The sequence below is a fragment of the Micromonospora sp. NPDC005087 genome, assembly GCF_042872965.1.
In the GTDB taxonomy this organism is placed as follows: Bacteria; Actinomycetota; Actinomycetes; order Mycobacteriales; family Micromonosporaceae; genus Micromonospora.
The window spans coordinates 25,107-39,663 of record NZ_JBIALB010000001.1; the positions used below are offsets into that span (position 1 = coordinate 25,107).

Below are 14,557 nucleotides of genomic sequence, written 5' to 3' on the forward strand. Positions count from 1 at the left end.
GCTTCTCCTTTTCAGACCAGGTATTGACTGAGATCGCGCTTCAGGAACCTGCCGTGCCCGGCCGCGCCGTGGAAGGCGTTGTCGTCGACCACGACTCGACCACGGGACAGCACGGTGGAGACCTTCCCGGTCAGCTCCATGCCCTCGTACGCGGAATAGTCCACGTTCATGTGGTGCGTGCTGGCCGAGATGGTCTGCTGGGCCGTCGGGTCGTACACCGTGATGTCCGCGTCGGCGCCCGGTGCGATGACGCCCTTACGCGGGTAGAGCCCGAACATCCTGGCGGGCGTGGTCGAGCTGATCTCCACCCAGCGCGCCAGGGTGATCTCGCCTTTCACGACGCCCTGATAGAGCAGGTCCATCCGGTGCTCGACGCCGGGCATCCCGTTCGGGATCTTGGAGAAGTCTCCCCGGCCCAGCTCCTTCTGGTCCTTGAAGCAGAAGGGGCAGTGGTCGGTGGACACCAGCGACAGGTCGTTGGTGCGCAGGCCCCGCCACAGTTCCGCCTGGTGCTCCTTGGGGCGCAGCGGGGGAGAGGCGACGTACTTCGCGCCCTCGAAGTCGGGCTTGGCCAGATCCTCCAGCGACAGGAACAGGTACTGCGGGCAGGTCTCGGCGAACACGTTCTGCCCGGTGTCACGCGCCTGGGTGACCGCGTCCAGGGCGTGCGCGGCGGAGAGGTGCACGATGTACAGCGGCGAGCCGGTGACCTTGGCCAGCGCGATCGCCCGCGAGGTTGCCTCGCCCTCCAGCTCGGGCGGCCGGGTCAGGCCGTGCTGCACCGGGTCCGTCTGACCGTTAGCCAGCGCCTGGAGGACGAGCTGGTCGATGGCGATGCCGTTCTCCGCGTGCATCATGATCATCGACCCAGTGTCCCGGGCCTTCTGCATCGCCCGCAGGATCTCCCCGTCGGTGGCGTAGAAGACCCCCGGATAGGCCATGAACATCTTGAACGTGTTGACGCCCGCGTCGATGCAGGCCTCCATCTCCTTCAGAGACGTGTCGTTGACGTCTGAGACGATCATGTGGAACCCGTAGTCGATCGCGCAGTTGCCGTCGGCCTTGCCGTGCCACTTGTCCAGCGCGGACAGCACGGACGTGCCCTTGCCCTGTACGGCGAAGTCGACGATGGTCGTCGTGCCGCCCCAGGCTGCCGCGATTGTCCCGGTCTCGAAATTGTCCGCCGAGAACGTGCCACCGAACGGCATCTCCATGTGGGTGTGGCCGTCGATGCCGCCCGGCACCACGTACTTCCCGGTGGCGTCGATCACGCGCTCGGCACCGGACGCCCACTGCTCGGCCAGACCCGAGTCGGGCGCGGCGAGCGCCGCTATCCGTTCACCCTCTACCAGCACGTCCGCCGGGGACGCCCCGGTGGCGTTGACGATGGTTCCGTTGCGGATGACGATGCTCACGGCTGCACCAGCGATTCGTACGTCTCGGGACGCCGGTCGCGGTAGAAGGCCCACAGGTCACGGACCTCGGCCAGCTTGTCCATGTCCAGGTCGCGGACGACGACCTCCTCCTCGGTGTCCGACGCCGCGTCGCCGACGAGCTGCCCGCGCGGGTCCACGAAGTACGACTGGCCGTAGAAGTCGTTGTCGCCCAAGGGTTCCACGCCGACCCGGTTGATCGCGCCGACGTAGTACTCGTTGGCGACCGCGGCTGCGGGCTGCTCGAGGCGCCACAGGTACTCCGACAGGCCGCGGCTCGTCGCCGACGGGTTGAAAACGATCTTCGCGCCGGCCAGGCCGAGCGCCCGCCAGCCCTCGGGGAAGTGCCGCTCGTAGCAGATGTAGACGCCGATGCGCCCCACGGCGGTGTCGAACACCGGATAGCCGAGGTTCCCCGGCCGGAAGTAAAACTTTTCCCAGAACCCCTTCACCTGCGGAATGTGGTTCTTCCGGTGCTTACCGAGGTAGGTGCCGTCGGCGTCGATCACCGCGGCGGTGTTGTAGTAGACACCGGGCTGCTCCTGCTCGTACATCGGCACGATCAGCACCACGCCGTGCTGCTCGGCGACCTCGCGCATCAGCGCGGTCGTCGGCCCGTCCGGGATGGCCTCGGTGTACGAGTAGTAGTCCGCGTCCTGGATCTGGCAGAAGTACGGGCCGTAGAACAACTCCTGCAGGCAGACCACCTGTGCGCCCTGCGAGGCGGCGCTGCGGATGGCCTCGACCGCGTTGGCGATCATCGACTCCTTGTCGCCGGTCCACTTCTGCTGCACCAGCCCGGCTCGGATGATGGTGCTCATTTCTTCCCCTTCGCGTGCGCGGTGCGCGGCATCGACAGCGCCAGGTAGACGAGGAACCCGGCGACCAGCCCGACCACCCAGCTGTAGTCGTAGAGCGGCTTGAGGAACGGGATGAGCCCGTCGGACGGGAACGGCCCCTTGCCGGGTGCGGAGTAGGCGCCACCCACCGCGAGGACCGCGCCGACGACGGTGGCGACGATGGCGGGCCAGTTCCACCCGCCGGAGAACCAGTACCTGCCCTCGGGGCGGTAGAGGGCCGGCAGTTGGAGCCTGGTGCGGTTGCGGACCCAGTACCCGGCGACGAGTACGCCGGCGACCGCGCCGAGCAGGCCGCCGTAGAACCCGAGCCAGACGAAGATGTAGATGTTGGGGTCCTGCACCAGGCGCCACGGCTGGATCAGGATGCCGAGCACGCCGGTGATCAGCCCTCCGGTCCGGAAGCTCACCAGTCGGGGCGCGGCGTTGGAGAAGTCGTACGCCGGGCTGACCGTGTTCGCCGCGACGTTCACCGACAGCGTGGCGACCACGACGGTGAACAGGCCGAGCGCGACGACCAGCGGGTTCTCGAACTTGGCCGCGAGCTGGATGGGGTCCCAGATGGCCTCGCCGTAGATCACGGCCGTGCCCGAGGTGATCAGGATGGACAGGATGGCGAAGAACGACATCGTGGTCGGCAGGCCGAGGACCTGGCCGGTCGCCTGCTGACGCTGGCTGCCGCCGAACCGGGTGAAGTCGGGGATGTTCAGCGACAGCGTCGCCCAGAAGGCGATCATCCCCATCAGTGACGGCGCGAACAGCTTCCAGAAGTCGGCGCCCCAGCCCAGCTTCGACGGCTGGGACAGGATCGGGCCGAGGCCGCCCGCCTCGACCAGCACCCAGATCAGCAGGGCGACGGCGACCACGATGACGAACGGCGCGGCCCAGTTCTCGAAGCGCCGCAGGGTGTCCATGCCCCGCCAGATGATCGCCATCTCGATCGCCCAGAACAGGAAGAACGAGGCCCACAGCGTCCACGGGTAGTCCATCACCGTCGCCGCGTCGACCCACCAGGAGCCGAGCAGCTTGCCGGCGATCGCGTAGATCGCCTCGCCGCCGATCCAGGTCTGGATGCCGAACCAGCCGCACGCGATGAAGGCGCGGAGCAGGGCCGGGAGGTTCGCGCCGCGGACTCCGTAGAACGCGCGGGCGAAGACCGGGAACGGGATCCCGTACTTCGTGCCCGCGTGGCTGTTCAACAGCATCGGGATCAGGACGAGCAGATTGCCCAGCGTGATCGTGAGGAACGCCTGCACCCAGTTCATGCCGAGCTGGATGAGCCCGGCGGCGAGCAGGTAGGTGGGGATGTTGTGCGCCATGCCGATCCACAGCGCCGCGAAGTTGTACGTGGTCCAGGTGCGCTTCTCGATGGGCACCGGGGCGAGCTCTTCGTTGAAGTACGGGCTGTCGGCGATCGTGGAGAAGTCACGCAGCTCGACTCGGCCATCCGGATGCGTGATCTGTGTGCCCGGCTCGACCGCGGTGGTTTCGGCGGGGGGCAGGGGTTCAACGGCCATCGCTCACCTCGCTGTTACGCTGCCGCAACAGTGGCCGGCCAACCGGCGCGGGTGCTGCGGGTGGGGGCGGATCAGCTCGATCTTTATCTCGGAATGGTGGGTGTCCCGGACCCGCCACGGGCAGCGGCAAAGTGTCCACGCTTGGCATGATCGGGGCACACTCTGTCCACGGCATGCCCACGCCGGGCTGTCAATCGGCGCGGCGGATGGATTGGGGCCTCCTGCTGGCCCCTTGACCCGTCAGGCGTCGTCGAGTTCGTGCACCAGCAGCGCGACGTACAGCGACAGCATCGATTCCGGGTCTTCCAGCGACACCCCGAGCACCTGCGCGATCCGCGACAGCTGTTGGTAGTAGGCCGTACGCGACAGATGCGCGGCGGCGGCCGCCGCCGACTTGTTCCCGCCCTGCTCGCAGAAGCAGCGCAGCAGCTCCACGAGCCGGGTGCGCTGGTTGGCGTCCCGCGCCAACAGCGGACCCAACTCGCGGTCCGCGAATGCCCGGACCCGCTCGTCCTCCCGCAACAGATGTAGGAGGCCGCGCAGGCGCACGTTGTCGAGCTTGTGGTAGAGCTGCGTGCCGGGGGAGCGTAGGGCCGCCCCCGCGACGTGGGCGGCCTCGCTCAGGCTGCGGCGCACCTCGGCGACGTGTGAAACTGTGGTGCCGACCGCCACAAGCACCGGACCGGACGCGGAGCGGTGCACCTCTCTTGCCAACCGGCGCAGTACCCCTTCCACTCCAGTCTGCGCGGGCAGTGACAACAACGCGCGAACGCTCGTGTCGTCCACGATGCCCACCAGGGCGGGCACGGCCAGCCGCCGCGCGGCCAACGCGGTCGCCTCCGCGAGGTCGCGCAACACCTCCTGCGTGGCCAGTGCAGGGGCGCGTGGCGTCACGGTCGCGGGCCGGATCGCGACCCCGATCAGCTGCCGCCGATCGAGGCCGACGCCCAGCGCGGCCGCCCGGGCGGCGAGATCCGGGGGCGGTACTGCCTGACCGAGCAGTTGCGCGAGCAACATGCGGTGCGTCTGCCGCTCCAGACTCTCCCGATCGCGCGCCACGAGCCGATGCACCGCCAGCGCCGACGCGGCCCGCTCGGCAACCACGACGTGCCGATGCGGTGGAGGATCCGGCGAGAGCAGGACCAGGCGCCCCCAGTCGGCGCCCTGCGCGCCGACCATCGTGACCAGCCAGCCGGCCTCCTCGTCGTGGGCGGTCCGCTCGGGCGCCGCCACGGACCGGGACCGCTGACCCCAGTCGGCCAGCAGCTCGGCGGGATCCTGCCCGGCCGCGTCGTAGGCGAGCACCTCGTGCCCCAGCGTCTCCAGCACGACCGGCAGTCCGGAGATCCTGGCCACCTCGCGCAGCACTTCCGCCGGCTCCGCTCCGGCCACGGTGAGCGAGGTGAACGTCTCGTGCACCTGCTCGGCAGCCCGCAGCTCGGCGAGCTGCGCGTCGACGATCAACGCCACCACCGCCTCGGTGACGGACACGAACCGCGTCTCCTCCGCCAGCGTGATCAGGGGGAGTCGGTGCCGGTCGGCCGCTGTCACGAGCGCCTCTGGTATCCCGTCACTCCAGCGCCGGACCAACTCGATCACTAGTCCCGCCGCGCGGACCGCCGCCAGGTCGTCGACGTACCGGGTGAGCGCCGCCGCGTCGTCCGGCAGCGCGATTCCGGTGGTCAGCACCAGTTCTCCGCCGCGCAGCAGGTGCGCGATGTCGGCGACCTCCGCCACGTGGACCCAGCGGACTCGGTCCTGCATGCCGGCCGATCCGGCCACGACGTGCGGCTTCGCGCGCCGGATCACCGGTAGCGCGATGGCTTCTGCGACGGAGGGATACATCGCAGCCTCTCCTCGGGCGGGAATGCACACAACGTAGTGCCCTAGCGACCAGGGCGGTACAGGTTGTGCATAGCGGTTGGACAACGAATGCGTCCACACTCGCCGTAGGGACGAGATAGGGGGACGAGATGGCGCACCGCGAGCTGCTGGCCAGGCACCGGTCCGTGATGCCGAGATGGCTGGCGCTGTACTACGAGCAGCCGATCGAGATCGCCACCGCGCAGGGCCGCCGGGTGACCGATCGCGAGGGACGGACCTACCTCGACTTCTTCGCCGGCATCCTCACGAACGCGATCGGCTACGACGTGGCCGAGATCAGCGACGCCATCCGCTCGCAGCTCGACACCGGCGTGCTGCACTCCTCCACGCTGTACCTGATCAAGTCGCAGGTCGAGCTCGCCGAGAAGATCGCGCAACTGTCCGGCATCCCGGACGCCCGGGTGTTCTTCACCAACTCGGGCACCGAGGCGAACGAGACCGCCCTGATGCTCGCCACCCAGTACCGCCGCAGCGAGCAGGTGCTCGCCCTGCGCAACTCCTACCACGGCCGCGCATTCGCCACGGTCGCGATCACCGGCATCCGCGGCTGGTCGGCCAGCGCCCTCAGCCCGATCAAGGTGAGCTGGGTGCACGGCGGCTACCGCTACCGCAGCCCGTTCCGGGATCTGTCCGACCCGGACTACATCAAGGCCTGCGTCGCCGACCTGCGCGAGATCATTGAAACGACGACGGCGGGAGACGTCGCATGCATGATCGTTGAGCCGATCCAAGGCGTCGGTGGCTTCACCACCCCACCCGACGGGCTGTTCGGCGAGTTCAAGAAGGTGCTCGACGAGTACGGCATCCTCCTCGTCTCCGACGAGGTGCAGACCGGCTGGGGCCGCACCGGCGAGCACTTCTGGGGCATCCAGGCGCACGACGTCGTGCCCGATGCGATCACCTTCGCCAAGGGTCTGGGCAACGGCCTGGCGATCGGGGGCGTGGTCGCCCGTCCTGACCTCATGGACTGCCTGCGGGCCAACTCGATCTCCACTTTCGGTGGCAACCCGCTCGCCACCGCCGGCGCTCTCGCCTCGCTGAACTATCTGCTGGAGCACGACCTCCAGGCCAACGCCGCGAAGCTGGGCAGCCGCCTGCTCGACGGCCTGCGCGCCGTCGCCGCGGCGCACCCCGTGGTCGGCGACGTCCGCGGCAAGGGCCTGATGATCGCGCTGGAGCTCGTCGGACCCGACGGCGCAGCCGACCCGGCGGCCGCTGCCGCCCTGCTCGAGGAAACGCGGGAACGTGGGTTGCTCGTCGGCAAGGGCGGCCTGTACGGCAACGTCATCCGCCTGGCACCGCCGATGACCCTGACCCAGGCCGAGGCCGAGGAAGCCCTCGAGATCCTCACCTCGTCGATCGAGGCCGTGGCCAAAGAGGTGCAGCAGCGATGACGACCACGCACTGGATCGGCGGCAAGCCATGGAACGGTGTCGCCGAGCGCACCGGTGACATCTACGACCCCGCCACCGGCCAGGTCTCCGGACAGGTCGACTTCGCAACCGCCTCGGTCGTCGATGAGGCGGTCGCCGCCGCCGACGAGGCGTTCACCCGATGGCGTAGCGCATCCCTCGCTCGGCGGATGAGCGTCATGTTCTCCCTCCGGGAACTGCTCAACGCCCGAAAGTCCGACCTCGCCCAGATCATCACCGCCGAGCATGGCAAGGTGCTCTCCGACGCCGCGGGGGAGATCCAGCGTGCGCTGGAGGCGGTCGAGTTCGCCTGCGGGATCCCGCAACTGCTGAAGGGCGGGTTCAGCGAGAACGCCTCGGCCCAGGTGGACGTGTACTCCATCCGGCAGCCGCTCGGCGTGGTCGGGGTGATCACCCCCTTCAACTTCCCGGCCATGGTCCCGCTGTGGTTCGTGCCGAACGCCATCGCGTGCGGCAACACGGTGGTGCTCAAGCCGAGCGAGAAGGACCCCTCCGCGTCGAACTTCCTGGCGGAGCTGTTCGCGGAGGCCGGGCTGCCGGACGGCGTTCTCAACGTCGTGCACGGCGACAAGGAGGCGGTCGACCGGATTCTCGAACACCCGACGGTCAAGGCCATCTCGTTTGTCGGCTCCACTCCGGTCGCCCGCTACGTCTATGAAACGGGCACCCGTAACGGCAAGCGGGTGCAGGCGCTCGGCGGCGCGAAGAACCACATGGTCGTACTGCCCGACGCCGACCTCGACCTCGCCGCCGACGCCGCCGTCTCGGCCGGCTTCGGCTCGGCCGGCGAGCGCTGCATGGCCATCTCCGTCGTCGTGGCCGTCGACCCGGTCGGTGACGAGCTCGTCGGCAAGATCAGCGAACGGATCGCGGCACTCCACGTCGGCGACGGCCGTCGCCCGGGCTGCGAGATGGGGCCGCTGGTCACCGGCGCTCACCGCGACCGGGTGATGTCATACCTGGACGCTGGTCGGTCCGCGGGGGCGCAGCTGGTGGTCGACGGGCGGAGCCACCCGATCGACGGTGAGCAAGCCGGCTTCTGGCTCGGACCGACTCTCTTCGACCATGTCGACAGCGACATGTCCATATACACCGACGAGATCTTCGGACCGGTCCTCTCGGTGCTCCGGCTGCCCAGCTACGACGCCGCCGTCGAACTCGTCAACGCCAACCGGTACGGCAACGGTACGGCGATCTTCACCAACGACGGTGGCGCAGCTCGCCGGTTCCAGAATGAGGTCGAAATCGGCATGATCGGGGTGAACGTCCCGATCCCGGTCCCGGTCTCGTACTACTCCTTCGGGGGTTGGAAGGACTCACTGTTCGGTGACACTCACGCGTACGGGCCAGAGGGAGTGAACTTCTTCGTCAGATCCAAGGTCGTCACCAGCCGGTGGCTCGACCCGTCCCACGGTGGCGTGAACCTCGGCTTCCCACAGAACAGCTGAGCGCCGGCCTGAATCAACTGCGCCAGGGGACGGCCATCTCGCCGGCATCGGGGCGGCCTGCTGACCTCCAGGCCGGTGTAGCAGCGTTGCAGGATGTCCAGCGTTCCGGCAGTGGCGCCGAGGTGTATGCCGTTCCGCGTCGAGCTGTGCTCCGGATTCGCGAGGTCGGTGCCGAGTGCGGTCAGCAGCATCTCGAAGGATCGGCCGCGATCGGTGCGGGCCAGCACCCTGGCGTGCGCGACCCGGCTCAACGTGGATCCATGGGGTTCGGGTGGGTGTCACGGGCCGGTGGCCAACAGCCGGCTGATCTCTCCGGCGGCCGGATGCTCCGGAGCGATGGTCAGGAAGCGTCGCAGGGTGCGCGCCGCCTCGGCGGACCGGCTGTCGCGCTGCGCCAGCCCGAGCACGAGCAGGCCGTCCGGGGAGTCTGGGGAGCGGGTCAGCACCTCCCGCGCCGACTGCTCCGCGCCGGCGTTGTCGCCGGCCCGCAGCAGCGCGAAGGCGAGCCGCAGCTGGATCGCATCGTCGGGGCGGTCCCGCAGGGCCTCCCGGTACATCCCCGCTGCGGCGTCGTAGCGGGCCTGCCCCTCGAGGTCGCGGGCCAGCTGCACGGCGACCGTCACGGGATCGGCCGGTTCCGGATCCTGGCCCGGCCGGTCCAGACGGCTGGCGGCCACCGTGACCGACGCGACGAGGCTCACCATTCCCACCGACACCGCGCGCCACGCCCGGCGCGCGGCCCGACCGGTGGGCGCCGCCCGCACCGCCGTGGCCCGCGCGGACGGGGTCGGGCGGGGACGCAGCGTGCGCAGGGCCGCGTAGCCGCCGGCCAGCAAGGTCAGCGCGGGTACGGCCCAGAGCAGCAGCTCCGCCCGGCGGGTCGGCGGGTCGGTCAGCACCTCCGGGCCGTAGCGCTGGACGAACCAGCGGCGGATCTCGTCGCGGTCCCGCCCCTGGGCCAGCTGGTCCGCCACCACCTGCCGCATGGCCGCCGCGATCGGCGACCGGGAGTCCGCCACCGACTCACCCTGGCAGGCCGGGCAGCGTAGACCCACTGCCACGGCGCGTACGGGGTCCTCCCGACCGATGCCGCCGGTCGACCGGACCAACCCCGCGCCCGCTGCGGCGATCAGCGCCGTGAGGACGAGTGCCCCAACGGCCGCGCGCCACCTCATCGGGCCAGCAACGGCGCCACCCGCTGCTCAAGCCACTGCCGGGTGACCACACCCGGCTGCCGGTCGACGATCCGGCCGTCCCGGTCCACCACGAACGTCTCCGGCACTGCCCGGACGCCCCAGTCGACCGCCCGGGTGCCCTCCGGGTCTGGCAGCACGGTCAACTCCCGTGCGCCGGTCTCGTCAAGTAGCGCCCGGACCGCCTCGGCGCCGTCCCGGACGTTCAACCCCACCAGCCGCAGCCCACGGGGCGACCACTGCCGTTCCGTCTCGACCAGTAGCGGCAGCTCGTCCCGGCACGGGCCGCACCAGGAGGCGAACACGTTGACCAGCAGCACGTGACCACGGGCTTCGGTCAGGTCGAACCGGCCACCATCCAGGGTGGCGCCCGTGAGCGCCGGGGCCGGCGCGGGGGTGACGCCGTTGGCGGCGCCGGCGTCGAGCGGCGTCAACGGTGACCGCAGGCCGAGGGCGACCACGGTGCCAACGGCGACGATGAGCACCAGCACCAGCGCCGGGCCAGGTCGCAGCAGGCGGCGGGCGGTCATCACCGGGCCCCGGCGGCGACCGGGTCAGGCGACGCCGCGACGACGTCCGGGCGTCGCGGACGGGCGGTGCGGATCGCCGCCAGGAGTCCCCCCGCGGCCGTCAGCGTGCCGCCGGCCCAGAGCAGCCCGACGAGCGGGTTCACCGCGAGCCGTACGGTCGCGCTGCCGCTGTCCGGGGCGACCGCGATCAGGGTGACGTACGTGTCCCGCAGCAGTCCGGTCTGGATCGCCGGCACCGTGACAGCGGTGTCCCGGGCGGGGTTGTAGCGTAGGGCGGGCCGGACCGTTCGTTCCCCGCCGCCCGCCTCGGTGAGCCGGAGCCGCGCCCGTACGGTCATACCCCCGCTGGCGCCGCTGCGGTCCACGCCGACCAGGCGCACGGACACGTCGCCCACCCGCAGCGCCTCCCCGGTGTGGATGGTTCGCTCCGCGTCGCGGCCGTACGCGGAGGATCCCGCGACACCCACCGCAACCAGGGCGATCCCGGCGTGCGCGACCAGTCCGGCAGCCCTGCCCGGTCTCCGGTTCCGGCCGGAGCGCGGCCGCCGGTCGGCCAGCTCTCCGGCCACGCCGGTGAGCACGAACGCCGCCGCTCCGAACGCGGTGAGCGCGGGCAGGCCGGGCCGGCTGAGCAGCCCCACCACGGCGACGGTGGCGAGCGCCACGGCGCCGGGTAGGGCGAGTCGCCGCAGCGCCTGCGCCCGGTCGCGGACCCGCAGGGCCGGCGTCACGCCCATCATCAGCAGCACCGCGATCGCCAGCGGTACCGCCGTCCGCTGGTAGTAGCCGGGTCCGACCGAGGTGCGCACCCCGCCGAGCGGTTCGGAGAGCAGCGGGAAGATCGTGCCGATCAGCACCACCGCCGCGATCGTCACCAGAAGCACGCCGTTGACCAGCACGGCCGTCATCCGGGACAGCAGCGGTGTGCTCCTGCCGTGGGCGGGTTCGGGATCGCGCCATCCGGTCAGGACCGTCGACACGACGACCGTCAGCAGCACGAAGCCGAGCAGCATCGGCCCCAACGGTGAGTCGGTGAAGGCGTGCACGCTGGCCACCGCGCCGGACCGGGTAAGGAACGTGCCGAGCAGCACCAGCACGAAGCTCGCGCATGCCAGGGCCAGGTTCCAGCCGGCCCGGCCGGCGGCGCGGCCCAGGGTGGCGTGCAGGAAGGCGGTGGCGGTCAGCCAGGGCAGCAGCGACGCGTTCTCCACCGGGTCCCACGCCCAGTAGCCGCCCCAGCCCAGCACCGCGTACGACCACCAGGCCCCGAGCCCGATGCCGGCGGTCAGCGCCGCCCACGCCGCCAGGGCCCAGGGTCGGGCGGACCGTAGCCAGCCCCGCCCCTGCTGGCCGGCCAGTGGTGCGGCGATCGCGAAGGCGAACGGCACGACCAGGCCGATGTAGCCGGCGTAGAGCAGGGGAGGGTGCACGCCCATCGCCGGGTGCTGCTGCAGCAGCGGGTTCGGCCCCGGGCCGTCGGCGGGTACCGGGTTCACCTCGCGGAACGGGTTCGCGGCGAAGGCGGACAGCGCGAAGAAGAACATGGTTACCGTGCTGACGACCACCATCGCGTAGGCGTGCAGCCGAGGCGGGTGCCTGCGGTGGGCCAGCAGTGCCGCGTACCCGGCGAGGATCAGCAGCCAGAGCAGCAGCGACCCGTCCAGGGCGGACCAGAGGCTCGTCAGCGTGTAGTACAACGGCACCTGGCGTCCGCCGTTTTCCGCCACGAATCGGACGCTGAAGTCGTGCCGGAGCAGGGCCGCCTCCAGCAGCGCGCAGGCGAGGGCGGCGGTCGTCAGGGTCGCGGCGGTCCCGAGGCGGGCCGCTCGGGTGGGCGTGGCGAACAGGGCCACCCGCAGCCAGAGCAGGGCGGTCAGGGTGGCGCAGAGCAGACCGACCGTGAGGTTGGCGGTGCCGAGGTCAGCGAGCATCGACCGACCCCGGCGGGGCGGTGGACGGGCGGTATTCGTTGCCGTGCCGGACCACGACGTGGTCGGAGCGGAACACCCCGTCCGCCGAGAGCGTGCCCTCGACGACCGCTCCCTCGCCCTCCCGGAAGGTCTCCGGCGGCACGCCCCGCTGCTCGACGGTGATCTCGCGACCGTCTTCGGTGAGGCGGAACACCACGAGGTCGCCGGTGCGCCGCAGCGACCCGGGCACCACGTCGCCGCCAAGGCGTACCCGTTCCCAGGTCGCGTCCGGATCGCCGAGCACCTCGCCCGGAGTGCGGTAATAGGTCAGGGTCTCCCGGAGCGCGCTGGTGACCAGCAGCGCGCCGGCGGCGAGGAGCACGGCGACGACGGCGGTCCGGCCCGCCCGGCGACGGATCATCCGACCCGGACCGGGACGCGGTCGGGGGCCGTGTCGGGGGTCAGTCGGCGTTCCAGCCGGACCACCCGGTGCAGCAGGACGCAGAGCGCGGCGAGCGTCGCGGCGGCGACGGCGAGCAGCAGGGCGGCGCCCATCCTGGGGTCGATGGGCGGGCGCTGCGGGGCGAGCACGGTCGCCTGCTGGTGCAGCGACCGCCACCAGACGACGGAGAAGTGCACCACCGGGACGAGCAGGAAGCTGGCCATCCCGACGACCGCGGCGGGCCGCGCCACCCGGTGGTCGCCTCCGTCTCGGGCGCCGGTCCGCTCTGCCAGCGAGCGGCGCAGGGCCAGGTAGCCGGTGTACGCCAGCAGCAGCAGGACGGTGCTGACCAGCCGGGGGTCCCACGCCCACCAGGCACCCCAGGCCAGCTTCCCCCACAGTGACCCGGTGGCGATCGCGACGGCGGTCAGGGCCGCGCCGATCTCGGCGCCCGCCCGCGCGAACCGGTCCCAGCGAAGGTCGCCCCCGATCAGGTACGCCCCGCTGGCGGTCAGCACGACGGCGAACGCAGCGTAGGCAACCCAGGCCGCGGGGACGTGGAGGTACATCAGTCGCTGCGCCTGGCCCTGCACCTCGTCGGGGGGTGCCAGCCATCCGCCGGCCACCGTCGCCGCCGCGGTGAGCCCGCCGGCGAGCCAGGCCATGGTCCGGCGGCCGGCGGCCGCTCTGCCGGTGTCCGCGACAAGGTCCACGGTGGAGGCTCGCATGATCTCCCTGTCCGCGCCCCCGGGGCGCTTGCGGATCGAGTTGCGACATCACCATAAATCGGTCCGGTCGTACTCGTCGGGTTATCAGCCGCAAACGGGGACGAACGGGGTCCGGAAGGGCCTAGTGTCGCTCTCGGTGGACACGACAGCAGGGATGACCATGAGCGCCGCCGGACCGGCCGGGCGGCGCCGGCAACCGCGCCCGCTCCCGGTGCTGACGGCCCTGTGCGGCCTGGCCCTGCTCGCCGGATGCGGTGGTGACCCGCCGTCCACCCTCAACCCCGCCGGCACGGGCGCCGCCCGGGTCGCCAACCTGTGGTGGCTGCTCTTCTGGATCTCGCTGGCGGTGGTCGCCGAGGTCATGGCGCTGCTGATCTGGGCGCTGGTGTTCCGGCGGGGCAACGTCCGGGTGCGCCACGGGCAGCCGCTCCGCTTCGTCGCGATCGCCGGAGCCGGGCTGCCGTTCGTCATTCTCGTCGCCGTCTACGGGGTGGGGCTGCGGGACCTCGCCGCGCTCGCCGCCGATCCCGACCCCGACGCCCCGACGGTGGAGGTGACCGGCCACAAGTGGTGGTGGGAGGTGCGCTATCCGGGGGCGTCCGGGGCGACCGCGAACGAGATCCACATTCCGGTGGGCGAGCGGGTGAAGGTCCGGCTGCGCACGGACGACGTGCTGCACAGCTTCTGGGTGCCGCAGCTCATGCCGAAGACGGACCTGATCGCCGGTGAGACCCGTGAGACCTGGTTGCGGGCGGAGCGGGCCGGCCGCTACCGCGGCCAGTGCGCCGAGTACTGCGGCACCCAGCACGCTCACATGGCCTTCCTGGTCGTGGCGGAACCCCGCGCCGACTTCGACACGTGGCTGACCCGCCTGAACGCCCCGGCCCGTCAGCCGCGCACGGAGGCCGAGCGCCGCGGCCAGCAGGCGTTCGTGCAGGGCACCTGCGCCGCCTGCCACGCGGTGCGGGGCACCGGCGCCCAGGGCCAGGTGGGGCCCGACCTGTCGAACGTGGGCTCCCGATGGAGCCTCGGCGCCGGGGCGGTACCGAATGACGCCGGACACCTCGGCGGCTGGATCGTCAACTCCCAGACGGTCAAGCCCGGCAACGCGATGCCCCCACAGCCGGTCGGCGCGGCCGCGCTGCCCGACCTGATCACGTACCTGCGGTCGCTCGAGTAGGT

13 protein-coding genes are annotated in these 14,557 nt (G+C 71.1%); 3 read left to right on the forward strand and 10 right to left on the reverse strand.

The window, feature by feature from the left end; all coding sequences use genetic code 11:
• Nucleotides 1-11: 11 nt before the first annotated feature.
• The 4 genes from hydA to ACFYPS_RS00140 all read right to left on the reverse strand — a co-directional run bounded on the left by hydA (nt 12) and on the right by ACFYPS_RS00140 (nt 5,652).
• Complete coding sequence (gene hydA, locus ACFYPS_RS00125; RefSeq protein WP_387321960.1) at nt 12-1,415, reverse strand: dihydropyrimidinase; 1,404 nt, start codon at nt 1,413-1,415, stop codon at nt 12-14.
• Nucleotides 1,412-2,254 (reverse strand): nitrilase-related carbon-nitrogen hydrolase, encoded by an 843-nt coding sequence (locus ACFYPS_RS00130; RefSeq protein WP_387321963.1) that lies wholly within the window; start codon nt 2,252-2,254, stop codon nt 1,412-1,414. The genes hydA and ACFYPS_RS00130 overlap by 4 nt, the downstream gene beginning before the upstream one ends.
• Entirely contained in the window at nt 2,251-3,807 is a 1,557-nt protein-coding gene (locus tag ACFYPS_RS00135; RefSeq protein ID WP_387321965.1) for an NCS1 family nucleobase:cation symporter-1, read from the reverse strand. Before ACFYPS_RS00135 ends, ACFYPS_RS00130 begins: the two co-directional genes overlap by 4 nt.
• 240 nt (nt 3,808-4,047) lie before the next feature.
• Nucleotides 4,048-5,652, reverse strand: a complete 1,605-nt coding sequence (locus ACFYPS_RS00140) for a PucR family transcriptional regulator (protein ID WP_387321967.1) — start codon at nt 5,650-5,652, stop codon at nt 4,048-4,050.
• Nucleotides 5,653-5,780: 128 nt separating this feature from the next.
• On the opposite strand from ACFYPS_RS00140, the gene ACFYPS_RS00145 reads away from it, so the two are divergent.
• Nucleotides 5,781-7,085, forward strand: coding sequence for an aspartate aminotransferase family protein (locus tag ACFYPS_RS00145; protein WP_387321969.1), 1,305 nt, complete (start codon nt 5,781-5,783; stop codon nt 7,083-7,085).
• Nucleotides 7,082-8,572, forward strand: coding sequence for a CoA-acylating methylmalonate-semialdehyde dehydrogenase (locus ACFYPS_RS00150; RefSeq protein ID WP_387321971.1), 1,491 nt, complete (start codon nt 7,082-7,084; stop codon nt 8,570-8,572). The genes ACFYPS_RS00145 and ACFYPS_RS00150 overlap by 4 nt, the downstream gene beginning before the upstream one ends.
• Here the strand turns inward: ACFYPS_RS00150 and ACFYPS_RS00155 are convergent.
• From ACFYPS_RS00155 to ccsA, 6 genes are read right to left on the reverse strand one after another with little or no spacing between them, the layout of a single operon-like run.
• Nucleotides 8,458-8,823, reverse strand: a complete 366-nt coding sequence (locus ACFYPS_RS00155; protein ID WP_387321973.1) for a hypothetical protein — start codon at nt 8,821-8,823, stop codon at nt 8,458-8,460. The genes ACFYPS_RS00150 and ACFYPS_RS00155 overlap by 115 nt on opposite strands.
• 27 nt (nt 8,824-8,850) lie before the next feature.
• Entirely contained in the window at nt 8,851-9,747 is an 897-nt protein-coding gene (locus tag ACFYPS_RS00160; RefSeq protein WP_387321975.1) for a cytochrome c-type biogenesis protein CcmH, read from the reverse strand.
• Nucleotides 9,744-10,295 carry a TlpA family protein disulfide reductase gene (locus ACFYPS_RS00165; protein ID WP_387321977.1) on the reverse strand — a complete coding sequence of 184 codons (552 nt, stop codon included), beginning with the start codon at nt 10,293-10,295 and terminating at the stop codon, nt 9,744-9,746. Before ACFYPS_RS00165 ends, ACFYPS_RS00160 begins: the two co-directional genes overlap by 4 nt.
• The gene (locus ACFYPS_RS00170) at nt 10,295-12,226 is read right to left on the reverse strand and encodes a heme lyase CcmF/NrfE family subunit (RefSeq protein WP_387321979.1); all 1,932 of its coding nucleotides are present in this window, start codon (nt 12,224-12,226) and stop codon (nt 10,295-10,297) included. Before ACFYPS_RS00170 ends, ACFYPS_RS00165 begins: the two co-directional genes overlap by 1 nt.
• Nucleotides 12,216-12,626, reverse strand: a complete 411-nt coding sequence (locus ACFYPS_RS00175; RefSeq protein ID WP_387321981.1) for a cytochrome c maturation protein CcmE — start codon at nt 12,624-12,626, stop codon at nt 12,216-12,218. Before ACFYPS_RS00175 ends, ACFYPS_RS00170 begins: the two co-directional genes overlap by 11 nt.
• Nucleotides 12,623-13,375 (reverse strand): cytochrome c biogenesis protein CcsA, encoded by a 753-nt coding sequence (gene ccsA, locus ACFYPS_RS00180; RefSeq protein WP_387321984.1) that lies wholly within the window; start codon nt 13,373-13,375, stop codon nt 12,623-12,625. The genes ACFYPS_RS00175 and ccsA overlap by 4 nt, the downstream gene beginning before the upstream one ends.
• A 136-nt stretch (nt 13,376-13,511) precedes the next feature.
• Here ccsA and coxB point away from each other — a divergent pair, with 136 nt between their 5' ends.
• On the forward strand, nt 13,512-14,555 hold the full coding sequence (coxB, locus tag ACFYPS_RS00185) for a cytochrome c oxidase subunit II (protein ID WP_387321986.1): 1,044 nt from the start codon (nt 13,512-13,514) through the stop codon (nt 14,553-14,555).
• Nucleotides 14,556-14,557: the final 2 nt, after the last annotated feature.

Excerpts from the sequence above, each read along its gene's own strand:
- ACFYPS_RS00130 (WP_387321963.1), bottom strand. The coding sequence starts at position 2,254 with ATGAGCACCATCATCCGAGCCGGGCTGGTGCAGCAGAAGTGGACCGGC.
- ACFYPS_RS00150 (WP_387321971.1), top strand. The coding sequence starts at position 7,082 with ATGACGACCACGCACTGGATCGGCGGCAAGCCATGGAACGGTGTCGCC.
- ACFYPS_RS00170 (WP_387321979.1), bottom strand. The coding sequence starts at position 12,226 with ATGCTCGCTGACCTCGGCACCGCCAACCTCACGGTCGGTCTGCTCTGC.
- ACFYPS_RS00145 (WP_387321969.1), top strand. The coding sequence starts at position 5,781 with ATGGCGCACCGCGAGCTGCTGGCCAGGCACCGGTCCGTGATGCCGAGA.
- ccsA (WP_387321984.1), bottom strand. The coding sequence starts at position 13,375 with ATGCGAGCCTCCACCGTGGACCTTGTCGCGGACACCGGCAGAGCGGCC.
- ACFYPS_RS00175 (WP_387321981.1), bottom strand. The coding sequence starts at position 12,626 with ATGATCCGTCGCCGGGCGGGCCGGACCGCCGTCGTCGCCGTGCTCCTC.
- ACFYPS_RS00165 (WP_387321977.1), bottom strand. The coding sequence starts at position 10,295 with ATGACCGCCCGCCGCCTGCTGCGACCTGGCCCGGCGCTGGTGCTGGTG.
- ACFYPS_RS00135 (WP_387321965.1), bottom strand. The coding sequence starts at position 3,807 with ATGGCCGTTGAACCCCTGCCCCCCGCCGAAACCACCGCGGTCGAGCCG.
- ACFYPS_RS00160 (WP_387321975.1), bottom strand. The coding sequence starts at position 9,747 with ATGAGGTGGCGCGCGGCCGTTGGGGCACTCGTCCTCACGGCGCTGATC.
- ACFYPS_RS00140 (WP_387321967.1), bottom strand. The coding sequence starts at position 5,652 with ATGTATCCCTCCGTCGCAGAAGCCATCGCGCTACCGGTGATCCGGCGC.